Raw genomic sequence first — 22,424 nt, forward strand, 5'->3', positions numbered from 1 at the left:
TCAGCCGGTGAGCGTGGCGCGGTAGGCGGCGAACGCCTTGTCGAGTGGGCCGTCACGCAGCCCGTGGCGTTCGTCCAGCGCCGCGCACCCGGCCCTGGTGAACAGCCGCGGGTTGTCGACGAACAGCCCGGCCAAGTCCGGTGTTCCGTCCGCCCCGGTGGCCGGGAGGGAGGTCAGCACGGCGTGCAGCAGGGCGGCGGCCGACCGCTCGTCGGCCTCGGCCGCCGCGGCGAGCGCGGCCATGAACTCCCGCGGCGGCAGCGGGGGCGGCCCGCCGTCCGCCGCGCCGCCCGGGGACAGGCCGCCGTCCGCCAGGTCGACGCTCTCCGTGCGGAAGACGTGGTAGTCCGCACCGGTCGGCCCCTCGGCCAGCCCCGCCGCGAGCCGATCGGCCGTCTCGTCGACCGGCGTGTAGTCGGTGCGCATCGGCACCGCGGGCCGTACCCCGGCCTCGTGGCAGGCGGACAGTAAAAGGTGCGTGAGCGCCCGCGTGTTGGGTACGCCGTTGTCCGCGGCCGGCATGATCTCGCCGAGCCGGTAGATCGTGACCGGCGCGCCCAGCTCGCGCGCCCGCAGCAGCAGCTTCTCCGCCACCAGCTTGGAGCGGCTGTAGCCGCTGACCGGAACCGTCACCCGCCGCGGGTCGGTGTCCTCGCCGAGCGGTGCGCCGGCGTGCAGCGCATGCCGGTCGAGCGCCCCGAGGGTGGACACGTGGTGCAGCGGCTTCGGCCGGCCGGTGAGCGCGAAGCGCAGCGCGTGGGCGGTCCCCGTGACGTTGGCGGCGCGGTGCTCCCGGTAGCCGAGCAGGAAGTTGACCAGCGCGCCGGCGTGCAGGACCGCGTCGCACTCGGCCGCGTACCGTTCCCACTGCCGCGCGGGCCAGCCGAAGCGGGGCAGGGCGAGGTCGCCGGCGCGGGCGTCCAGCCGCTGTCCCAGCGACTCCTCCCACAGCCCCTGGGCGCGCAGCGCGGCCACCATCCGGCTTCTGGCCTGCGCGTCGTCGCGGGCGCGCACCAGGCACACCACCCGGGCCGGCGTGCCGTCGAGCAACCGGTGCACCGCCCGGGAGCCGACGAAGCCGGTGGCCCCGGTGACCAGCACCGTGCGCGGCGGCAGCACCGCGGCGGCACCGGCGGCGCGGGCCGCCGCGTGCGCCAGGTCCGCCGGCGGCAGCGCGTCGCGCTCCATCAGCGCCGACTCCTGCTCGTCGGCGCCGTCCTGCGCCGGCCGGCGCAGGACGGCGGCGACGAGCGCGGCGGGGGTGCGGTGGGTGTAGAGGTCGGAGACGGACACCGGCACGCCGAGCGCGTCGCGCATGGCGATGGTGGCGCCGAGCGCGCTCAGCGAGTCGCCGCCGCGGGCGAGGAAGTCGTCGTCCACGCCGAAGTCCGGCAGCCCGAGGACGCCGCGCACGATGTCCGCGACGCGTTCCGCCGGCGGGTCGCCGTCGCGGGTGGCGGATCGGACGCCGGCCTCCAGCTTCTCCGCCACGATCCGGCGCAGCGCCTCCAGGTCGACCTTCCCGTTGTCGGTCAGCGGGAGCGACTCCAGGACGAAGCAGTGCTGCGGCAGGTGGATGCGCGGCAGCACCGACGTCAGGTGCGCGCGGAGCGCCGCCGGCGCGGTGCCCTCCTCGGCGGCGGCGGCCACCACCAGCTTGTTGCGCCCGCCCCGCCGCACGGTCAGCGCCTTGGCCTGGATCACCCCGGCGCACCCCTCGGCCGCCGTCTCGACCTCGGCCAGCTCGATGCGTACCCCGTCCACCTTCGCCTGCCGGTCGCGGCGGCCGGTGAAGCGCAGCAGGCCCGCCTCGTCGAACCAGCCGAGGTCGCCGGTGCGGTACAGCCGCGGGCCGGGGATCTGCGGGTACGGGTTCGGCACGAAGACCTGCCCGGTCCGCTCCGGGTCGTCGAGGTAGCCGGCGCCCACGCAGTCGCCGCCGACAAGGATCTCCCCGGTGCGGCCGGCGGGCAGCGGTGTGAGCGTGTCGTCGGCGACGACCGCGTAGCAGTTGTCGATGGGGCGGCCGAGCGGGATGCGGTCGCCCTCGTCGCCGGAGATGCGGTGGAAGACCATGCCGATCGCGGTCTCGGACGGGCCGTAGCCGTTGGTGATCTCAAGCCCCGGAACCAGCTCGCGCAGCCGGTGCACGGCGTGCGGGATGATCTCCTCGCCGCCCACGACGAGGTGGCGCAGCGACGCCACCTTCGCCACCGCCGCTGCCCCTGCTGGCCCTGCCTCCAGCAGGGCCAGCAGCATGCCGAGGATCGCGGGTACGAAGTCCGTGACGGTGACGCGGTAACGGTGGATGATCTCCACCGTCCGCTCCAGGTCGAGAAACTCGCCCTGCTCGGGGACGATCGTGCGACCGCCGGTCGTCAGCGGCCACAGCAACTGCCAGATCGCCGAGTCGAAGGTGTGCCGGCTGTTCTGCAGGACGACCTCGTCGCCGGTGGCGTCGAACCAGCGGGTCATGAAGCGCAGCCGGTTGGTCAGCCCGCGGTGCGTGTTCAGCGCGCACTTCGGCGCACCGGTGCTGCCCGAGGTGAACACCCCGTACGCCACCGTGTCCGCGCCCGGCGCCGGCACGTCGGGCCCGCGTCCGCGCGGACGGATGCGGTGCGCGGCGACCACGTGCGCGCCGTGCTCCACGACGGCGGCGGTCGCGGTGAGCACCAGCCGCGGGGCGGGGTGCACGAGCACGGCGCGCAGCCGCTCCTCGGGCCAGGCGGGGTCGCAGAGCGTGAAGGCGGCGCCGAGCTTCATCAGGGCCACCATGCACAGCGGCAGTTCGAGGCTGTTGCCGAGGACGACGGGCACGACGTCTCCGGCGCGCACCCCCGCCTCGGCCAGCTCGGCGGCCAGGCCGTTGGCGAGCGCGTCGAACTCCGCGTAGGTGAGCGTGGTCTCGGTCGTGCCGCGGTAGGTGACGGCGGGGCGGTCCGGCGTGCGGGCACGCTGCTCTGCGATGAGGGCGGTCACCGGACGGTACGGGCCGTGGTCGGCCCGGCCACCGGCGAGGTGCCAGATCGTATCCGACATGTGCATCGAACTCTCTCTCCCGGATGGGGGGTTGAGGTCAGAGAGGTGCCGTGCGGGTGCGGGCAGGGGTGACGTCCGCGGCGAGCGGGCGCAGTGCGGTGGGTGGTAAGTCCCCCGCGGCGAGGGCGGCGAGCAGCGCGCCGGCAGCGGGGGCTGTCTGGATGCCGTAGCCGCCGAGTCCGGCGAGCCAGCAGAACCCCGGCGCGTCCGGGTCGGGCCCGATCACGGGGGTGTCGTCGGGCGCGGCGGTGCGCAGCCCCGCCCAGGCGTGCGAGACGTGCCGCAGCGGGAGTGCGACCATCGCCTCGAACCGCGCGATCGCCAGCGCCACGTCGGTGTCGTCGTGCCGCGCTCGACCCGGCGCCATCGGCGTCGCGTCGGCGGGCGAGAGCAGCAGGCCGCCGGGCTCGGGGCGGGCGTAGAAGGTGTCGGCGACGTCGGTGACCATCGGCCAGCCGGTGACGTCGTGGCCGTCCGGGACCGGCGCGAGGGCGGCGGTGCGGCGGTACGCGACGAGCCCGGCCGGCGCCACGCCGGCCAGGAGCGCAACCTCGTCGGCCCATGCGCCGGCGGCGTTGACGACGAGCGGCGCGGAGAAACCGCCGGCGGTGGTGTCGGCGTGCCACCGGCCGCCGCGGCGGTCGAGCCCGGTGACCCGGGCGCCGGTCACCACCGTGCCGCCGGCGGCCCGCAGCCCGCGCAGGAAGCCCTGGTGCGCGGCGTCCACGTCGATGTCGCAGGCGCCCGGTTTGTGCAGCGCCCGGTCGAAGGCGCCGGGGCGGAGCAGCGGGCAGAGCACCAGCGCCTCCGCGGCGGTCAGCTCCACCGCGGGCCGCGGGGCGCCGGCCCCCTCGGCCTTCGCCGCCTCGAAGGCGGCGGCGGTCTCCGGGGTGCCGAGGGCGAGCACGCCGCGCGGCGTGAGCAGCGCGTCGGCGGTGAAGCCCGCGGGCGGCGCCGCGTAGAAGGCCCGGCTGTGCCCGGTGAGCGCCCGCACCGCCGCGTTGCCGAAGTACTCGCTGAACAGCGCCGCGGAGCGCCCGGTCGCGTGCATCCCCACGGCACGCTCCGCCTCCAGCAGGGTCACCCGGCTGCCGCCGCGCTGCCTGGCGAGGAACCATCCCGCCGCGGCACCCGCGATGCCTCCCCCGACGACAAGGACGTCAGCCACCGTCACCCGCCTTTCTCGGCTCCGCCGGACCGGCGGTACCGGCGGTACCGGCCGACGGCCCGGTCTTCGTCTTCGGCCCGTCGGCACCGCCCGCCGCGGTGCGCACGTCCGCCGGCGATCCCGGCTCGGCCCTCCCCGGCACGGTCAGCAGCGCGAGAAGCAGGGCGAGCGCCGTGACGCCCGCCGCCACGAGGAACCCGCGGCCGACGCCCTCGGACAGCACGGCCTCCGCGTCCGCGTGGCCCTGCGCCTCGACCGTCGCCCACACCACCGTGCCGAGCACGGCCAGGCCGGTGGCGCCGCCGATCTGCCGGGACATGTTGAACAGGCCGGAGGCGGCGCCCGAGTCCTCGTCCGGTACGTCGGCGAGCGCGGCGAGCGTCAGCGGCACGCTGACCACACCGAGACCCGTGTACGTCAGCACCGTGGGAACCAGCATCCCGGTGGCGTACCCGGCGGAGTCGCCGATCCGCGACAGCCACAGCATGCCGACCGTCGCGACCAGCAGCCCGCCGCACACCAGCGGCCTCGTGCCGACCACCGCGACGAGACGCGAGCTGACCTTGGCGCCCAGCACCAGCAGCCCGGTCAGCGGGATGTACACGAACGCCGTCTTCAGCGGCGAGTAGTCCCACACCCGCTGCAAGAAGAGCGTGAGGAAGAAGAAGATGCCGAACATCGCGGTGCTGGTGAGCGCGAACACCGCGTACGTACCCGGCCTGGTGCGGCCCTCGAACAGCCGCAGCGGCACCAGCGGCTGCTTGCTCCGCTTCTCCACCAGCACGAAGACCGGCAGCAGCACCGCCGCGAGCACCAGCGCTCCGACGACCGCGGGAGAGCTCCAGTTGCCGCCGTCCGCGGCGCCGTCGATCAGCCCGTAGACCAGCAGCAGCGCCGCCAGCGTCCCGGTGACGGCGCCCGCCGCGTCGAACGCGCCGCGCCGCCGCTCCGTCTCCGTCAGCACCCGCCGGCTCACGGCGAGGATCGCCACCCCGATCGGGACGTTGACGAACAGCACCCAGCGCCAGGAGAGATACGACGTGATCAGCCCGCCGGCCATGATGCCGACGCCGCCGCCCGCCGTGGCCACCGCCGTGTACCAGCCCACCGCCCGGTTGCGCTCCGGCCCCTCGGGGAACGTCACCGCGATCAGCGAGAGCGCGGCCGGCGACGCCGCCGCCGCGCCCACGCCCTGCGCCGTCCTGCACACCACCAGCAGCCACGGCTCCCAGGCCATGCCGCCGAGCAGCGAGGCGACGGTGAACAGCGCGATGCCGGCGGTGAACACCTGCCGCCTGCCCAGGATGTCGCCGCACCGGCCGCCCAGCATCAGCAGCCCGCCGAAGGCGATCGAGTACGACGCGACGACCCACTCCAGGTCGGAGCCCGACAGATCGAGCGAGCGCTGCATGCTGGGCAGCGCGACGTTGACGATGGTCGCGTCGAGCAGGAACATCAACTGCGCCGTGGAGATCACCAGGAGCGCGACGGAGCGCCGCCTGCGCGCCGTGGGGGACGCGGGGGCGCCGCCGGGCTCCGCGGCCCCCGGCGGAGGAGATGACCCCTGCGGGGGCGGGGAACCCGGCGAGGCCGTCATCGGCGGGCGGCGTACTCGATCTCAAGCCGCTCGCGCAGCGGATGGCGCAGGACCTTGCCCAGCGAGTTCTTCGGCAGCTCCCAGACGAACTGCACCCGGTCCGGCCACAGCACCCGGGCCATCTTCTCGGCCGCCAGGTGCGCGTGCACCGACTCCAGCGTCGGCGGTTCGCCGTCCGCCACCACCACCGCGCACACCAGCTCGGCCCTGGGCAGCTGAGGATCGGGGTAGCCGACGAGTGCGACCTCCCGGATGTTCGGGTGCCGGGTGAGGACGGACTCGACCTCCAGCGTGGCGATCTTCTGGCCGTTGGCGCGGTTGATCTGGTCCACCCGGCGGCCGGTGATGCGGATACCGCCGCGGCCGTCGGGGCGCGCCAGGTCGCCGGTGTCGAACCAGCCGTCGGCGTCCAGGCACGCCTCGTACACCTCGCGCTGGCCCAGATAGCCCAGGCACTGCGAGGCGCCGCGGACCAGCAGCCGGCCCACGGCGGGCTCCGGCTCGCCCGGCCCGGCCGGCCCGGCGTCGATGCGCACCTCCATCGACGGCTCCGCCCGGCCGTCGCTGTGCGCCGCCCAGCCTTCCGGGTCGTCGTCCCGGGTCACGGTGACCGCGCCGTTCTCGGTCATGCCCCACAGCGCGCGCACGGGCAGGTCGAAGACCTCCCGCACCTCCGAGATCAGCCGCGGCTGAATGGGCGCCGAGCCGGAGACGACCTGCACCACGGCGGAGGTGTCCCGCGGCTGACCGCGCTGGATCTCCAGCATCTCGACCAGCCGCGCCGGCGAGGCGTACGCCCACGTGATGCGGTGCTCGGCGAGCAGGTCGAGGAAGAACTCCACGTCGAGGTGGTCGGACTGCGTGACGCAGGTGGCGTGCAGCAGCAGCGGCATGTAGCAGGCGTAGGTCAACCCGGCCATGTGCGTGGCGAAGGCCGGGATCGAGATGATGTCGCCGGCGGTCAGCCGGTGCGGCCGGGAGACCGCGAGCACCGCGGCGTGCAGGGTGTTCTGGCTGTGCACCACGCCCTTCATCCGGCCGGTGGTGCCGGAGGTGTAGAGCAGCAGTGACGGGTCGTCCGACCCGAGCCGGGCGGCCGGCGCCACCGGCGGGTGGTCGGTCCGTACGAAGAACTCCTCGAAGTCCAGCGCCCCGGACGCGGCGGCGTCGCCGACCACCACCCGGTGCGCCAGCGTCTTCGGCGCGGCCTCGGCCAGCCGGGCGCCGTAGTCGGTGTCGGCTATCCGGTCGACCGTGACGCAGACCTTCGCGCCGCTCTCCGTGAGCACGTACGCCAGCTCGCGCACGTCGAGCGCGGGCATCACCGGTGAGGTGACGGCGCCGATCCGGTGGCACGCCAGGAAGAGCGGGGTGAGCTGCCACCGGTTCGGCAGGTACAGCGCGACGACGTCGCCGCGTCCGACGCCGAGCGCCGCCAGCGCCGCCGCGAACCGCTCGACGACGTCCGCAAGCTCGGCGTAGGTGAGCGTCCTGGCGTGATTGCGACCCTCGTACGCGATGATCGCGGGGTGCTCCGGGCGTGAACGAGCCGCCGCCAGAAGGTCGTCGAGGAACGTCTCGTCCCTCCACCAGCCCGCCGTGCGGTACGCGTCGGCCTGTTCCCGGCCTGGCGTGACGAGCGTTCCCCACAAGCCCACCGCGGCAATCCCCCTCGTACGCAAGCACGAATATGGCGGCTGATCCTAACGGGACGGTCCGGCCCAGCGGTAGACCGCTTGTGTGGCCAATTCCTTGTGCTGCTTTCGGACTTGACAGGAAGTTCGTGCTGCCGGAAGGCTCCCGCACGGGAAGGCGGAGGGCCGCGTCGCCACGCACCCGACGGGAGGCACCGTGAAGATCGGCTTGCTGGGCTGGGACTACACCGGAATCGATCCCGACGGCCCGAGCCTCGTGGAGTACGGGCGTGAACGCGGGCACGAGATGTCGTTCTTCACGCTGGAGGAGATCACGTACCGCGCTCGACCCGGCGGCGACGTGGAGCTGTCGCTGCGCGGGGAGCCCGCGGCGGCCTTCGACGCGATCCTGAACCGGGCCAAGCTGTACGGCGACGACTGGCAGGACCGGGTCGAGCGGCTGACGATGCTCAGTGACACCCCGGGGCCGCGCATGTTCGACCCCGCGGAGGCGTGGCTGACCGGGTACAGCAAGTTCCAGATGGCGCAGCGGCTGGCGGCGGCCGGGCTGCCCGTGCCGCCGCTGCGGTCGGCGACCACCACCGCCGAGGTCGAGGCGGCGTGCGCCGAATGGGGCCCGGTGATCATCAAGCCGTCGTTCGGCTACCGCGGGCAGGATGTCGAGCGGATCGCCGACTACGCCGCCGACAAGGCAATCGCCGAGGAACTCCTCTCCCGTCACCGCACGCTGGTGTGCCAGCCGTACTACCCCACCGAGGGCGGTGAGTACCGGATCACCGTCGCCGGCGAGGTCGCCCCGATCAACATGCTGAAGCTGCCGGCGGCCGGGTCCTGGCGCTGCAAGACGCTGGAGGGCTCCAGCTTCGAGCGCTTCGACGCGCCCGACGAGCTGATCGAGCTGTCGGTGGCGGCGACCCGCGCCATGGGCCTCACACTCTCCGGACTCGACGTCCTGCCGACCCCCGACGGCTACGTCATCCTTGAGGTCAACGCGGTGCCGGGCTTTCTGTCGCTGCTCGGCAGAGAACAGCACCGGCAGGTGCTCGGCGGCGTGTTCGACTGGGTGGAGCGGAGCATGGCGGCGGGCTGATCCGGCACCGCCGCCGGGCTCCGTCAACCGCCGGGGGTCAACCGCCGGGGCGGCGCAGCACGGTCGGCGCCAGCGACGGCGCCGCGTACAGCGCGGTGTTCACCGGGGACTCGCAGACGACGTTGACCGCGAGCTGCCGCGGACCGCCGGCGGCGGCCGGGGGGCTGCTCCCGCCGCCCGGCGCGGACGCCGGATAGCCGAGCATCAGCGTCGGGTCGCTGAGTGCGTCGAGCCGCAGCACCAGGTCGGCCTCGTCCGTACCCGCCGGGTCGGTGAAGTCCTGTGCGGGCACCGGCCGGAAGCCCAGCCCGGCCTTGAACACGAACAGGCCCGGCTTGGTGAGGTGCCCCGACAGGTTCGGCTCGTCGCCGAGCGTGGCGTACTCGTACCCCTTCTCCCGGGCGATGCGCAGCGCCGTGGTGTACAGCGCCCGCGGCAGGCTGCGGCGCCGCCACCCCGCGCTGACCGCGGAGAACCGCAGCACCGCGGTCCGGATGTCCGGCCGTTCCAGCACCAGCACGCCGCCGACGACGTCGGTGCCGTCCCCGGCGACGGCGAAGACGCCGAAGAACTTGTCCGCGCCGTTCAGGACCGTGTCCCGGTAGTCCAGGGCGAACGGCACGCCGAAGCGCATCCGCGCCACGCGCGCCGCGTACAGGACGAGGAAGCGGTCCAGCAGCTCCGGAGTGACGGGGTCGGCCACCACCTCCCGCAGCCCCGCCGCGGCGGCGCGGCGCTGCGCCCTGCGGACCGACTGCCGGTCGGCCCGCTCCAGCAGGCCCAGGAACGCCGCCTCGTCCGCACCCAGCTCCGCCAGCCACGTCACCGCGGACGGCTTGACCACGAAGCCGCGCGCGGCCAGTTCACCGGCCAGCCCCGCGGGCGGCTCCGGCAGCCGGACCACGTCGATCCGCTCCCGGACCTGCGCCCAGGGCCGGCGGTCCAGCTCCGCCGGCTCGATCACGGCGAGCGCCAGGCCGTAGTGGTCCCGCAGCTCCATGTCCGGGCTACGCGCCGGCCGTTGCGGGCTCGGCCAGGCGCTGTGCGAAGCACTTCAGCGCGCGCGAGAAGCTGCCGGCGTACTCCTCGACCAGCCGCAGGAACTCCGCCGCCTCCGCGTCGTCCGTGACCAGCGTGGTCATGCCGGTCTCGTCATCGCTGACCTGCGCGGCGTGCACCGTCTCCGCCTTGATGTGGGCGTCGATCCAGGCGAACTGCTCCTTCTCGGTGAAGACCTTCTCGCCGCCCGCGGTCACCTTCCCGTACATCCGCCGGAACGCCACCGCGATGTCGAGCGCGATGGTCTCCACGACGCGCAGCTGCACGGCGGCGCCGTGCGGGGAGACGGCGAGCCGGTCCATGTTCGCGAGCAGCTCCGCCACCGGGCCCGGCAGCTCCTGCGCCCGGGCCCGCTCCGGCTCGCCCACGCGTGCGGCGAGGGGCGCGGTGATGGTGTCGTCCCACCAGACGTAGTGGATGCCGGCCGGCCCGCGGGGCGCGACCGAGCTGAACTCGGGGGCGGCGTTGTCCAGGTCGTCGCCGATGACGCGGTAGACGGTCTGGAGGGCGCCCAGGAGCGTACGGGACGGGTCGCGGTCCGCCGCGAAGGAACGGGCGATCACGCCCAGCCCGGACAGCGTGGTGAACATGAAGCCCTTGGTCATCGCCCGCCACCACACGGCGATGTCGAGCCCGGCCTCCGGGGTGACGGCGCCGGCGTTGCGCGCGGCGGCGAAGAACGGGTTGTCCGTCCGGCGCAGTTGCGCCTTGTCGATCTGCTCCTCCACCAGGTCGTCGAGCCGGCTCCGGTCGACGGCGGGCAGTTCCGCTGCAACAGTCACATGCACTCCAGGGTGTCCGTCGGGATGTGCTCCTGTTTTTCCGTTCCGTGCGGGTCGCGCCGTTCCTTCGGCCGCCGCGCGGTGACGCGCGGCGGCGCGGTCGCCGGGCCCGTCCGCGCCCTTGCTCTACACACCCAGCGACGCCTTGACCGCGGCGAAGTACGGGATGTGCCGGTAGTCGCCGGCCTCGGCGTCGTAGTCCGTGTAGGCATCGGTGAACTCCAGCAGCCGCTTCTTCACCGCGGCCACCGGCTCCTGGTGGATCCTGCGCTCGATCGCCTCGATCTCGCCGAGGAACCCGGCCAGCACCCGGGGGAGGTCCCGGTCGAGGTGGATCAGGCCGCCCCGAAGCCGCAGCCCGCCGTGCTCCGTGAGATAGGAGAAGAGAAGCTGCGAGGCGACGGCGTCGTAGTTGGGGCGGGGTATGCCCTCGACCGCGTAGCGCAGCAGCCGTTCGGCGAGGATGTACTCGTACGTCAACCGCGCCGGTTCCGCCGGCAGCGCGGCGTCGCCGAGGAGCGCCAGCATGCCGGACACGTCGACGCGCAGCTCCTCCAGCCCGGCCAGCGGCTTCGACTTCTTCGCCGGGAGGAACTCCGGAATGGGCATATCGCCCTGCCTGTGGTGGTATTCGTGCAGTCGCACCCACCAGGACGAGGCCATCTCAATCTCCGCGTCCGTGGCTTTCTGTACAAGTGGCAGACCGCCTTCCGCAAGGACAGGCCCCAGCATGCGGCGGGTAATTCGGCGATGCCGCTCCACGAACTTGTCGATGAAATAGAAGATCTGGTCGTCCGGCTCCTGCACCCCGTCGATGTGATTCTCCGGGAACAGCGCCACCACCGGCCGGGCGCCGAATCCCGCAGAGCGGGCGACGATGTTCACCGGCATCGTGTTACTGGCGTACCGATCGGCCAGGTGCGGATTCGTGGGCAGGGTTTCGTACGCCAGGAACTCCAACCGCAGCGAGGGGAAGTACGAGGCGTCGAACAGGGAGAACAGCCGGTTGTCCCGCCTTGTGTTGATGTGTTCCTTGACAGCTGCGAGCCGTCGGCCCGGGGTGAAGTCGCGTATGTCGTCCAGAAAGGCACGGACCGCGGGTTCCCGGCACAGTCCCGGCATTTCCTCGATACGACGGGCGAGTCGGGTAAGCATCTCCGGATCCCGGAATAAGGCACGGTCGGCGAGGTCCCGGCGGATTTCATCGGTCTCTGCGCACAGTGAGTTCAGCGGATCCATCCAATGCCTCCGGCCCGGAGCAGGATTCAGGTGAACGAGCGGAGTCGCGGAATCGCGAGTCGATCAGGGGATCCTAACTCCGTGTCAAGACCGTGGCTAGGGTCGTGCGCAGCCCCGCCGCCGGCGCCTCCGCAACCTCCCGCAGCCGCTCCCGGGCCCTATGAGGCGCCAACCGCGTCGTCCACCGAGCGGCGCTGCCGCAGTCTGCCCAGGAGGCGGAGGGGGATGGGGAGACGTCGCTGCGCTCTCCGTGAGGCGGTGTATCCGTAGCCGTAGTACTCGCTTTCGCCCTTCGAAGGCGCCATGTTGAGGATGCTGCCGAGCACCGCGGTGGGGGTGCCCCGGAGTGCGCGGACGGCGTCGGCGAGCTGACCGCGACGTGTCCGCCCGTAGCGGACCACCAGCAGGTAGCCGTCCAGCGCCGGTGCCATCGCGGGAACGTCGGACAGCGGGAGCACCGGTGGGGTATCCACGATCACGTGGTCGAAGCTCTCAGCGAGGTCGCGTACCACCGCCCGGTACTGGGCGGAAGCCAGCATCTCCGCTGGGTTGGGGGGGATCACCCCGCTGGTCAGGACGGAGAAGGAATCCGTGGACTGCAGCACTTCGCTCGTGGTCGCCTGGCCGATCATCACGGTGGTGAGCCCCGCGTCCTGGACCAGGCCGAGCCTGCGCGCCAGGCAGGGGCGTCGCAGGTCGGCATCGACGAGGCACACGGAGGCGCCGAGTTCGGAGAGCGCCGCAGCGAGGTTGACCGCGATGCTGCTCTTCCCCTCGCCGGGTAGTGCGCTGGAAACTGCGATGATCTTTGGCGTCCGGTCCACGTCCAGGAATCGCAGGGTGGTGCGCAGCCGCCGGAATGCCTCTGCACGGGGGCCGAAGGCGTTCTCCTGGCTGGCGACGGGATGCTCCGAGTGCCGTGCGTCATACGGGATGCTGCCAAGCACCGGGGGCACGCCGCCTTCGGGCAGGGTTGTGCTGAGGGAGTCGGTCAGGTCACGGCGGCTGCGCACCGACGAGTCGCGTGACTCCCGCGCGACGGCGAGGCCGACGCCGAGAGCCAGCCCTCCCACCAGTCCCAGCGACAGATTGAGCATGAGGCTGGGGGAAGCGGGAGCCGTGGGCACGGCAGCGGGCTCGATGACGCTCAGCCGCACCGGTGACGACTCGGCCCCCACTGGCCGTTCGATCTCGGGGATGACCTCGGTGAACCGGTCGGCGACCGCATTGCTGATCCGGGCGGTGCGCGACGGCTTGGTGTCGGTGACGCTGATCCTGAGCAGCACCGTGTCGAGTGGTACCTCGGTGTTGATGATGTCCCCCAACTGTGCGGGCGTCATGTCGAGGTCCAGCGCCTCCACGACCGGCTCTGTCACCCGAGGGCTCGACACCGCCTCCGCGTAGGAACGGACGCGCGCCTGGGCGAAGCTGTTGCCTTCGTTCAGCGTGACCGTGTCCTTGGTGGTCTGGAGCGACACGAAGAGGGTGCTGGTGGCCCGGTATTGGGGAACGGCGGCGGAGGTGGCGAGCGCCCCGAGCACCGTGCCCAGCGTTCCCAGCACCACGATGGCACGCCATCGGCGGAGCAGGGTCGGCACGTGATCAAGCAGTTTCACAGGATTCGTCCCCCATCGCCTCCGGTACACACGGGCGTCATCGGAAGGAAGTTGAGCACATGCCTTATATCTTCCATAAGGGGGGGTGGCTCCCCATTAGCCCTTTCGAGTGATTCGACCAGCTGAGCCGTTAGGAGGGTGCTTCGGAAGGGCAGGGGATGGATATCTGATTCGAAGACTGCCGGGGGGCGCCGCCAGTTCGAACAGCTCTAGGAGCGTTGAGAGATGCTCAGACGATCCGTATGGCGCGCAGCCCTCACGGCCCTCGCAGCGGTTGCCGTTCTCTTCACGGCACTGCTGACGGGTCCAGAGGTCGCGCATGCGCAGACCTACCCGCCCCCGCCGCCGCCGAGCCTCAGAGTCAGCCCCGTCTTCGTAGTCGCCGGTAACCCGGTGCAGTTCACAGCGAGGGACTTCAACCCCAACCAGCAGGTGGTCGCCGTGCTGAGGGACCGGCCGAACCCGCCGCTGGGCACCTTCCAGGCCGACGCGCTCGGCAGGGTGTCCGGAAGCGTCACGATTCCCTGGTCGACCGGCCTGGGTTTCCATGAACTTCAGCTCAAGGGGCAGAATCCCAACCTCACGGCGTCGGCGTTCGTGTTCGTCTTCCCGCGCGTGTCTTCCCTTGCCGGGGAGTCAAGTGAGCAGGAAGAGCAGCGCCCCGCGAAGGCCGGCGCCGACATCGGGCCGCGCCACGTGGGTGGCGCTGCGGCCTTGGTCGCCCTCGGTGGCGGAGCGTGGCTGGGGACCCGGCGGCTGAGGAACGGGAACCGGTGACCGTCGGCTCGGCGACGCGATGGCCTCACGTCGACTGACGCGCCTGCCCTTGCGCCTCAGGGTGGTGATCAGCAGGCCCCGCCCCTGGCGAAGCCGGCTGTCGCCACCACGCCGGGCCCGGGACCGCAGGCGGTTCCGGGCCCGGCATCTGCTGCTGGGCTGTGCCGGTCTGCTGCTGGTCGGCGCCGGCTGGCTCCTGGTCACCGGGCTGCTGGCCCGCAGCGAACTCCTCGCCGCGCAGCGCGAACTGGAGACGGCGCGGCAGTCGGCCGTCGCCAACCCCGGCAAGTCCCGGACGGCGCTGAGCGCCGCAGCCGAGCACGCCACGCGGGCGCGTGGTCTCACTTCGGGGCCTGCCTGGTTCCTCGCCGACGCACTGCCGGTCCTCGGCGATCCCGCCGAGACGGTGCGTGGCGCGGCGTACGCGGCCGACCGGCTGACGCGGGACGTGCTGCCCCCGCTGATGCGGCTCGTCTCCGATGTGGAGGGCGAGACCCGTGACGGCGGCGGCCTTGGCACCCTGTCGTCCAGGCTTCGGCATGCGGCCGGGGACCTGGAACGGGCGGCGCAGGCCACCGAGGAGGTGCGGGCTGCCGTGGAGGGGCTGCCGCGCGATACCTGGCTGCCCACCGCCGATGCGCGTGACGAGTTGGTCCGCCAGGTCGACCGCCTCGCCACCGCGACCGACGACGCCGCCCTGGCGGCCCGCCTCCTTCCGCCCATGCTGGGCGACGACGGTCCGCGCCGGTATTTCATGGTCTTCCAGAACACCGCCGAATCCCGGGGCACCGGCGGAATGGCGGGGGCCTTCGCCGTGTTCACGGCCGACCACGGCGCCTTGCGTTTCGAGCACTTCGGCACGGGCTCCGAGCTGTCGGACAGCCGACCCGACATCGAGCTCGGTGCCGAATTCGAGACCCAGTACGCCGCCGGCGCCCCTACCCGGGTGTGGGCGAACTCCAACCTCAGCCCGCACTTCCCCAACGCCGCCCGCATCTGGGCGGCCACGTGGCAGAAGCACAGCGGCCAGCGGGTGGACGGCGTCATCGCGCTCGACCCCACCGGCCTGGGGCGCCTGCTCGAGGCGACGGGCCCGGCCCGGCTGCCCGACGGCACAGCGCTCACCGGCGGCACCGCGCGCGATCTCGTCCTGCGGACCGCCTACGACCGCTTCCAGGACGACGCGGAGCGCCAGACCTTCCTCCTCGACGTGGCGCGCACCGCCGCCGCGGCCCTGACCGGTGCGCTCGACGACGGTGAGCGGGTGCCCGCACTGCTCGAAGCGGGGGCCGACGTGCTCGGGGAGGAGCGCCTGAAGGTGTGGAGCGCGCTCCGGGACGAACAACGGCGCCTGGAGACCAGGTCCGTGAGCGGGATCCTGCCTGAGGACCCCGGACCGTTCGCGGGTCTCGTCGTCAACAACGCCGCCGGCGGCAAACTCGACTACTACCTGGAGAGACGGTTGCGCTGGACGCCCGGACGCTGCACCGCCCTGGGCCGTACCGTCACCGTGAAAATCACCCTGAGCAACAACGCCCCCGGGGCAGGACTCCCTGCCTACGTCACACAGCGCGGCGACGACCCCCACTACCCCACCCGGCCAGGTGACAACCGGCTGCTGGTGTCCTACTACGCCTCCTCGGGCGCGTTTCTCACCGGGGCCGAACTGGACGGCCGCCCGATCACCGTGCACAGCGGTGTCGAACGCGGCCACCCGGTCCTCACCATGGATGCCGAACTGCCCGCACAGTCCACCCGGGTCCTCACGCTCCACCTGGAGGAGCCGGTGGGCGAGGAGGGTGACCGGGCGCCGGTGCTGCTGCGTCAGCCACTGGTCACCCCGATGCCGGTCACGGTGGACCCCTATCCGGACTGCGAGTGACCGGACAGCCGCCGGTCACCGTCGCCTGCACCGCTCAGCACGGCACGGGCGATCCGCTCCACCGCCTCCTCGATCCGCGTCGCACACGCCCGCAACACCGACCCGTCCGAACCGATCGGGTCCGCCACGTCCTCCTCGCCGCCCGCGGCGCGGACGCTTCCGCGCCGGGCGGCTGCGGCCTGGACAAGCGCCCTGAGCCGGTCGGCCGGGTCCGCGATCCCCGCCGCGTCCTCCTCTCGCAGCAGCAGGGCGAACTCCCGCAGCGTGAAGGCCCGGCGTAGTGCACGCGCCGGGGCAAGCCGCACCGCGGCCTCGCGATGCTCGACAGCGGCGCCCAGCACCAGGTCAGCATGCTCGACCAGCTCGGTGGTCAACCGCCGTGCGACCGGCTCCGCGAGATCTCCGCCCCGGGACCGGAGGATCGCCGTCACCGCCGGTGGCACCGGCGTGCCGGGATCCGCCGCCGTACCCGCGCTGGTCACTCCGATGGGCACCCGGCCGGGACCGGCCAGCAGCTGTCTGAGCAGCCCCGCCGCAAGCGGTGAGCGATACAGGTTGCCGGTGCACACCATGAGGACGCAGATGCGGAATGGTTCTGACATAGCGCCAGTATGCCAATTAATCAATTGGAAGGATATATCAAGGAAGAATGCGTGATTCTCTGCTTTGGTGCGTTTATCTTGGAACATGCTGAGTACCACGGCAGCACCACAATCGGATGCTGGTCGTCTTCGCGTGATGCGGGTCATCGCCCGCATGAACGTCGGTGGTCCGGCCGTCCAGGTCACCGCCATGCTGCGTGGTCTCGACCCGGCTCGCTTCGAGCAGCGGTTGTTCGCCGGACCGGTCGGCCCCGGCGAGGCCGACCATATCGACAGCCGCGCCCCCGACGTGCCGGTCTGGCGAGTGGCCGCGCTGGGCCGGGCGGTCCGGCCGGGCGACGATCTGCGTGCGGTGCGGGAACTCACCGCCGCGATGCGCCGGTTCCGGCCGCACATCGTCCACACGCACACCGCGAAGGCAGGCGCCCTGGGCCGCGTCGCCGCAGTCCTGGCGCGGGTGCCCGCCCGCGTGCACACCTATCACGGCCACCTGCTGCACGGATACTTCTCGCCCCGCGTCACCGGCATGGTCGTCCACGTGGAGCGGCGGCTGGCCCGGCACACCGACCGGCTGGTGGCCGTCGGCGTGCGGGTGCGGGACGACCTGATCGCCGCCGGGATCGGACGGCCGGAGCAGTACGCGGTCGTGCCGCCGGGGACCGCGCTGCCCGCGCCCCCGCCGCGTGCGGACGCCCGGCGGCGACTCGGCCTGCCGCCGGACAGCCCTGTCGTCGCGTATGTCGGCCGCGTGACACGGATCAAGCGGCCCGACCGGTTCGTGGCCGTCGCCCGCGAGGTGCGGCGGGCCGTACCCGCCGCCCGTTTCGTGGTGTGCGGCGAGGGCGACCTCGCGGGCGCGCTGGCCGGCCAGGCCGGCACGGAGGATCTGCTCCAGCCGCTGGGGTGGCGCGCCGACGTCGAGACGGTGTACGCGGCGGCGGACCTGGTGCTGCTCACCTCCGACAACGAGGGCATGCCCGTCAGCCTCATCGAGGCGGGCCAGGCCGGCGTCGCCGTGGTCGCCACCGACGTGGGCAGCGTGGCCGAGGTGGTGCGGAGCGGCGAAACCGGGCTGCTGGCCGCGCCGGACGTCGCGGAGCTCGCCCGTCATACCGTGCGGCTCCTCAAGGACCCCGGGCTCCGCCGCGACATGGGTCAGCGGGCCCGCGCCTGGACCATGCGCCGGTTCGGAGCGGGACGCCTGATCGCCGACACCGACCGCCTGTACGCCGAGATCGCCGTGGCGCGCGGCTGGTGGCCGCCGTCCGTGGCGGACGACGCCGCAGCAGACACGACCGCAGCAGAAGGAGAGGGTGAACGCACGTGAACGTTGTTGTCACCGGCGGAGCAGGATTCATCGGAGCGAACCTCTGCCGCCGGCTCACCGCGGGCCGGACCGACCATCACGTCACCGTCCTGGATGACCTCAGCACCGGCTCGGCGGCGAACCTGGACGGGGTCGCCGCCGAGTTCGTCGACGGCAGCGTCCTGGATGCCCGCCTGCTCGACGACGTGATCTCCTCGGCGGACGTGGTCGTCCATCTGGCCGCCCGCCCTTCCGTGCCCCGCTCCCTGGCCGATCCCGTCGCCAGCCACGAGGCCAATGCCACGGGCACGGTGCGTGTGCTGGAGGCGTGCCGCCGCCGCGGCGTTCACGTCGTGGCCGCCTCGTCCTCGTCCGTTTACGGGGACTCCGCGGAGTTGCCGAAACACGAGGCGCTGCCCACGCTCCCGCTCAGCCCGTACGCCGCCAGCAAGGTCGCCACCGAGGCGTACACACTCGCCTACGGGGCGGCGTACGGTCTGCCGGTGCTCGTGCTGCGTTTCTTCAACGTCTACGGCCCGCTGCAGCCCCCGGCACACGCCTATGCCGCCGTCATCCCGGCGTTCGTCGACGCCATGCTGCGCGGGCGGCCGGTGACCATCTTCGGTGATGGCCTGCAGACGCGAGACTTCACGTACGTCGGCACCGTCGTCCGTGTGCTGGCGGACGCGGTGGAACACTCGGTCAGTTGCCCCGGGCCGGTGAACCTCGCCTTCGGCAGTCGCGTGTCGCTCCGTCAACTCGTCGAACAGCTCGCCGTCGTCGTCGGGTCGCCGCCCCGGGAGATCCGGTACGAGGCGGCCCGTGCGGGCGACGTTCGCGACTCCCAGGCGGCCGGCGGCCTGCTGCGGCGACTGTTCCCCGACGTCACTCCCGAGCCTTTGGACACGGGGCTGATGGAGACGGTTCGGTGGTTCCGCGGGCTCCCCGGGTACGTGCCTGATCCGAGAGCCTCGGTCGCTGGCTACGGAGCGGCCGGCGCGGGCGCTGCGGCGGCACCCGACGGTCCGCCCGACCGGGAACCAGCGGGCCCACCGCCGGAAGCATGATCAGCAAGCCGACGATGGTGGCGGCGGCCATGGCGGCGCCGCTGAGCGCGATGACCGGCGGCACGCCGGTCAGCACCAGCGCGGTGAGACAGCCAAGCGTCGCGACCCCGCACAGGAGCAGCACGGCCCGCGGCACCGTCAGACCCACGCGGCGCAGCCGGTGGGCGGCGTGGTCGGTGCCGCCCCGTAGCAGCGGTTGTCCCGCCATGCGGCGGGAGAGCATGACAAGGACGGTGTCCACGGTGGCGATCAGGGTGGCCAGCCACACGCCGAGGAGCCCGGTCGCGCCGTCGCCGCCGCCGTGGAGCACGACAGCGGCCGAGGACAGGGTGAAGCCGAGGAAGAGGGAGCCCGCGTCACCGAGGAATATCCGCGCCGGATGCCAGTTGTGACCGAGGAATCCCAGGCACGCTCCGGCCAGGGCGGAGGTCACGATCACGAGCCCCTCTTCGCCCCCGGACAGCGCGGTCCCGCAGAGGAATCCGCCGCTGATCGCGCACAGCGACGCGGCCGCGCCGTCCGTGTTGTCCAGCAGGTTGACGGCATTGGTGGTGAAAACGATCCACGCCACGGCCAGGGCCGCGTCGATCCCGCCCCAACCGGTGAGCTCGGGGCCGCCACCCGCCGCCACCACCACCGCCGCCGCGGGTATTTCGACGCCCAGCCGCAGACGGGGGCTGAGCGGGCGCACGTCGTCGACGAGGCCGAGCACGGCCACGGCCGCGGCGGCGCCGAGGAGGACCCCCAGTGACGGGTCGAGCAGGCCGCCGGCGAGCGCGGTGCCGGCACCGATGGTGAGCGTGGCCACTGCGACCGCGACGCCGCCGAGGTACGGCGTCGGCGCGGCGTGCGCTTTCCGGATGCCGGGGCGGTCGGTCAGGTGATGGCGGAGAGCGAGGCGCCGCAGCGGCTCCGTCATCAGCACCACGCCCAACAGGGCGGCGCCGGCGGTCGCCGCGGCGAGCGAGGCGCTCATCTTCCGCCCTCCGCGACCGGGGCCGTGGGAGTGGCCGGACTTCGCCGGCCGGGGACACCCGGCGCATCCGCCGGTTCGGTGCTGCCCTGCTGCTCTCGTGCCTCAGCGAGGGCGTCCGCCATCACCTCGTCCAGGGAGTGCCGGGGCTGCCATCCGGTCAGCTCGCGCAGCTTCGTGGTGTCCGGCAGTCTGCGTTCCATATCCTCGAAGCCCGGCCCGTACGCCTCGCCGTAGGAAAGCTGTCGCACCGCTGACGCGCTCCCGGCCTTGGCGATCACCCGTTCGGCGAGCTGACCGACGGCGATTTCCTCCTCACCTCCGATGTTGAACGTCTCCCCGTCCGCCGCCGGGTTGTCCAGCAGGAGCAGCAGCGCCGCCACCGCGTCGGCAACGTGCAGGAAGCAGCGCCGCTGCCGGCCGGTGCCGTGGACGGTCAGGGGCTCGCCGGCTACCGCCTGGCGGGCGAAACGCGGGACGACCATGCCGTAGGCCGGGCTCTGCCGGGGGCCGACGACGTTGAAGAACCGGACGATGGTGGTCTTCAGACCCCGCTCACGGTGGTAGAGGTTGGCGAGTACCTCGTCCACGGCCTTCGCGGTGCTGTACGACCACCGGGCAACCGACGGGCTGCCAAGGATGCGATCGGCCATCTCGTCGAGCGCGCCGTGTGAGTTCTTGCCGTAGACCTCCGACGTGCTCGCCACCAGAACCCCGCAGCCGTGGCGATGCGCCGCGTCGATGACGGTCTCGGTGCCTCGGATGTTCGTGACGAACGACGTCAGCGTCTGTTCGATGATCAGCTTGACCCCGACGGCCGCGGCAAGGTGCACCACGGCGTCACATTCTTGTGTCAGCGTGTCCACCAGCGGGGCGTCGAGCACGGAGCCGCGAACGAACCGGAATCCGCCGTGCTCCATGGCCGCCGCTAAGTTCTCCGCGCGCCCGGTGGAGAGGTTGTCGAGTACCACCACCCGCCTGCCCGCCGCCAGCAGGGCATCGACGAGATGAGAGCCGATGAAGCCGGCCCCGCCCGTGACCAGGTACGTCGTGCGGTAATTCATATAGCTGCCACTCCGCCCTCTTGGGGAATTGTCGAGTCACCCAATTGTCGCATCTGGCGGAGAGATGACCCCTCGGCATTTTCGGAAATGCACCCGGTTCCTTAGTAAGAGTGAACCTCGGTTCCCGGCCGAGTAGTTGGGCCATCTCGCGCGCATACAATCCAAGGAAATCACGCGGGGACTGGTGGCATTATAGTATTTTCGGAGGGTGGGTTGTTGTGTATAGCGGCAGGCAGGGCAGGCGGCAGCAGCTGGTGGTCGTCGGGCAGGGATATGTCGGACTTCCCCTGGCCGTACGCGCCGTGGAATGCGGATTCACCGTCATCGGGCTCGACACCGACCCGCTGCGGGTCAAGCACCTGGAGTCCGGTGATTCGTACGTCGAAGATGTCAGCGACGCCAGGCTGGCGGCCGCGCTCGCCACCGGCCACTACCATCCGACGACCGACCACGACAAGGCCGCCGACTTCGACGTATGCACGATCAGCGTGCCGACGCCGCTACGCGATGGCGTCCCCGACTTACGCCACGTCCAGCGCGCGGGCCTGAACCTGGCGCCCCACATCACGCCGGGCGCCACCGTGATCCTGGAGTCGACCACCTACCCGGGCACCACGGAGTGCCTGCTGCGGCGGCTGCTGGAGGACGGCAGCGGCCTGCAGGCCGGCCCCGACTTCCACCTCGGCTACAGCCCCGAACGGATCGACCCCGGCAACTCCCGCTGGCGCCTGGAGAACACCCCCAAGGTGGTCGCCGGTATCGATGCCGCCTCGCTGCGCAGCATCGAGCGCTTCTACAGCCGCCTCGTGGAGCGCACCGTGCCCGTGGGCTCCTGCCGCACCGCCGAGCTGTGCAAGCTGCTGGAGAACACCTTCCGGCACGTCAACATCGCACTGGTCAACGAGCTGGCCATGGTCTCCAGATCGCTGGACGCCGACATCTGGGAGGCCATCGAGGCCGCCGCGACCAAGCCGTTCGGATTCATGCCCTTCCGCCCCGGCCCCGGCGTGGGTGGGCACTGCCTGCCGATCGATCCCTGCTACCTGTCCTGGCAGGTCAGGCGCCTGCTGCAACGGGAGGTCAGGACCGTCCAGTTGGCAAACGAGATCAACGGCGCCATGCCCGACCACGTCGTGGCACGGATCAGCCGGGGACTGAACGCGCGCGGCAAGCCGGTCAACGGCTCCCGCGTCCTGCAACTGGGCCTGGCCTACAAGAAGAACACCGGCGACATCCGCGAGTCGCCGGCCCTCGCGCTGGCACGGTCCCTGGTCGGGCTCGGCGCCCGGGTGGTCGCCGCGGAACCGCACACCGACCTTGCGCTGCTGCCTCAGGACATCACCCGCGTCGAGCTGACCGAGGACGAACTCCGCGCGGCCGACGTGGTGGTGGTCGCCACCGACCACGACGCCTTCGACTACGCGCTCGTCGAGCGGGCCGGGGCGTATGTGTTCGACACGCGCAACCGGTGCCGCCGCGGTGAGCACGTCGAGGTGCTGTAGGAC

Annotated in this window: 16 protein-coding genes and 1 pseudogene; 6 read left to right on the forward strand and 11 right to left on the reverse strand. The window is 72.2% G+C overall.

All coding sequences use genetic code 11. The features are described from left to right. The 4 genes from T328_RS27140 to T328_RS27155 are packed head-to-tail and all read right to left on the reverse strand — an operon-like array spanning position 1 to position 7,465. Complete coding sequence (locus T328_RS27140; protein WP_496498812.1) at positions 1-3,042, reverse strand: non-ribosomal peptide synthetase; 3,042 nt, start codon at positions 3,040-3,042, stop codon at positions 1-3. Between the two features lie 37 nt (positions 3,043-3,079). Beyond that, on the reverse strand, positions 3,080-4,210 hold the full coding sequence (locus T328_RS27145; RefSeq protein ID WP_496498813.1) for an NAD(P)/FAD-dependent oxidoreductase: 1,131 nt from the start codon (positions 4,208-4,210) through the stop codon (positions 3,080-3,082). Beyond that, entirely contained in the window at positions 4,203-5,807 is a 1,605-nt protein-coding gene (locus T328_RS27150; protein ID WP_496498814.1) for an MFS transporter, read from the reverse strand. The genes T328_RS27145 and T328_RS27150 overlap by 8 nt, the downstream gene beginning before the upstream one ends. Further along, positions 5,804-7,465 carry an AMP-binding protein gene (locus tag T328_RS27155; RefSeq protein ID WP_496498815.1) on the reverse strand — a complete coding sequence of 554 codons (1,662 nt, stop codon included), beginning with the start codon at positions 7,463-7,465 and terminating at the stop codon, positions 5,804-5,806. The genes T328_RS27150 and T328_RS27155 overlap by 4 nt, the downstream gene beginning before the upstream one ends. Before the next feature lie 193 nt (positions 7,466-7,658). On the opposite strand from T328_RS27155, the gene T328_RS27160 reads away from it, so the two are divergent. Next, complete coding sequence (locus tag T328_RS27160; protein WP_496498816.1) at positions 7,659-8,552, forward strand: ATP-grasp domain-containing protein; 894 nt, start codon at positions 7,659-7,661, stop codon at positions 8,550-8,552. Positions 8,553-8,589: 37 nt separating this feature from the next. Here the strand turns inward: T328_RS27160 and T328_RS27165 are convergent, their stop codons facing one another. From T328_RS27165 to T328_RS27180, 4 genes are all read right to left on the reverse strand, one after another. Beyond that, positions 8,590-9,552 (reverse strand): GNAT family N-acetyltransferase, encoded by a 963-nt coding sequence (locus tag T328_RS27165; RefSeq protein WP_496498817.1) that lies wholly within the window; start codon positions 9,550-9,552, stop codon positions 8,590-8,592. Positions 9,553-9,559: 7 nt separating this feature from the next. Then, the gene (locus T328_RS27170) at positions 9,560-10,393 is read right to left on the reverse strand and encodes a DUF6202 family protein (RefSeq protein ID WP_496498818.1); all 834 of its coding nucleotides are present in this window, start codon (positions 10,391-10,393) and stop codon (positions 9,560-9,562) included. A 126-nt stretch (positions 10,394-10,519) separates the two neighbouring features. Further along, positions 10,520-11,548, reverse strand: coding sequence for a DUF6421 family protein (locus tag T328_RS27175; RefSeq protein ID WP_496498819.1), 1,029 nt, complete (start codon positions 11,546-11,548; stop codon positions 10,520-10,522). A 242-nt stretch (positions 11,549-11,790) separates the two neighbouring features. After that, positions 11,791-13,248, reverse strand: coding sequence for a tyrosine-protein kinase domain-containing protein (locus T328_RS27180; protein ID WP_496498820.1), 1,458 nt, complete (start codon positions 13,246-13,248; stop codon positions 11,791-11,793). A gap of 225 nt (positions 13,249-13,473) precedes the next feature. Between T328_RS27180 and T328_RS27185 the strand changes: the two genes are divergently transcribed. Together T328_RS27185 and T328_RS27190 are read left to right on the forward strand one after the other, a co-directional pair. Continuing rightward, positions 13,474-14,025, forward strand: a complete 552-nt coding sequence (locus T328_RS27185; RefSeq protein WP_496498821.1) for a hypothetical protein — start codon at positions 13,474-13,476, stop codon at positions 14,023-14,025. A gap of 64 nt (positions 14,026-14,089) precedes the next feature. Then, entirely contained in the window at positions 14,090-15,907 is a 1,818-nt protein-coding gene (locus T328_RS27190; RefSeq protein ID WP_496498822.1) for a DUF4012 domain-containing protein, read from the forward strand. On the opposite strand, the gene T328_RS27195 is transcribed toward T328_RS27190, so the two are convergent. Next, the gene (locus T328_RS27195) at positions 15,889-16,509 is read right to left on the reverse strand and encodes an arsenate reductase/protein-tyrosine-phosphatase family protein (protein ID WP_496498823.1); all 621 of its coding nucleotides are present in this window, start codon (positions 16,507-16,509) and stop codon (positions 15,889-15,891) included. The genes T328_RS27190 and T328_RS27195 overlap by 19 nt on opposite strands. A 136-nt stretch (positions 16,510-16,645) precedes the next feature. On the opposite strand from T328_RS27195, the gene T328_RS27200 reads away from it, so the two are divergent. Both T328_RS27200 and T328_RS27205 read left to right on the forward strand, forming a co-directional pair. Further along, positions 16,646-17,836, forward strand: coding sequence for a glycosyltransferase (locus tag T328_RS27200; RefSeq protein ID WP_496498824.1), 1,191 nt, complete (start codon positions 16,646-16,648; stop codon positions 17,834-17,836). Continuing rightward, positions 17,833-18,882, forward strand: a complete 1,050-nt coding sequence (locus tag T328_RS27205; protein WP_496498825.1) for an NAD-dependent epimerase/dehydratase family protein — start codon at positions 17,833-17,835, stop codon at positions 18,880-18,882. The genes T328_RS27200 and T328_RS27205 overlap by 4 nt, the downstream gene beginning before the upstream one ends. Positions 18,883-19,198: 316 nt before the next feature. On the opposite strand, the pseudogene T328_RS27210 reads toward T328_RS27205, so the two are convergent. Continuing rightward, positions 19,199-19,858, reverse strand: a pseudogene (locus tag T328_RS27210) (glycosyltransferase family 4 protein); the annotation flags it as partial. Further along, the gene (locus T328_RS27215) at positions 19,855-20,919 is read right to left on the reverse strand and encodes an NAD-dependent epimerase/dehydratase family protein (protein ID WP_496498826.1); all 1,065 of its coding nucleotides are present in this window, start codon (positions 20,917-20,919) and stop codon (positions 19,855-19,857) included. The pseudogene T328_RS27210 and the gene T328_RS27215, both read right to left, overlap by 4 nt. 218 nt (positions 20,920-21,137) lie before the next feature. Here T328_RS27215 and T328_RS27220 point away from each other — a divergent pair, with 218 nt between their 5' ends. Next, positions 21,138-22,421: a nucleotide sugar dehydrogenase gene (locus T328_RS27220; protein ID WP_496498827.1), complete on the forward strand. Its 1,284-nt coding sequence runs from the start codon at positions 21,138-21,140 to the stop codon at positions 22,419-22,421. The last annotated feature ends 3 nt before the right edge of the window (positions 22,422-22,424 follow it).

It is taken from the genome of Streptomyces sp. CNX435 (genome assembly GCF_059570575.1).

What these genes read in the sequence shown, in the direction of transcription:
- T328_RS27185 (WP_496498821.1), top strand. Translation starts at nt 13,474, where the DNA reads ATGCTCAGACGATCCGTATGGCGCGCAGCCCTCACGGCCCTCGCAGCG.
- T328_RS27175 (WP_496498819.1), bottom strand. Translation starts at nt 11,548, where the DNA reads ATGCTTACCCGACTCGCCCGTCGTATCGAGGAAATGCCGGGACTGTGC.
- T328_RS27195 (WP_496498823.1), bottom strand. Translation starts at nt 16,509, where the DNA reads ATGTCAGAACCATTCCGCATCTGCGTCCTCATGGTGTGCACCGGCAAC.
- T328_RS27150 (WP_496498814.1), bottom strand. Translation starts at nt 5,807, where the DNA reads ATGACGGCCTCGCCGGGTTCCCCGCCCCCGCAGGGGTCATCTCCTCCG.
- T328_RS27200 (WP_496498824.1), top strand. Translation starts at nt 16,646, where the DNA reads ATGCGGGTCATCGCCCGCATGAACGTCGGTGGTCCGGCCGTCCAGGTC.
- T328_RS27140 (WP_496498812.1), bottom strand. Translation starts at nt 3,042, where the DNA reads ATGTCGGATACGATCTGGCACCTCGCCGGTGGCCGGGCCGACCACGGC.
- T328_RS27215 (WP_496498826.1), bottom strand. Translation starts at nt 20,919, where the DNA reads ATGAATTACCGCACGACGTACCTGGTCACGGGCGGGGCCGGCTTCATC.
- T328_RS27165 (WP_496498817.1), bottom strand. Translation starts at nt 9,552, where the DNA reads ATGGAGCTGCGGGACCACTACGGCCTGGCGCTCGCCGTGATCGAGCCG.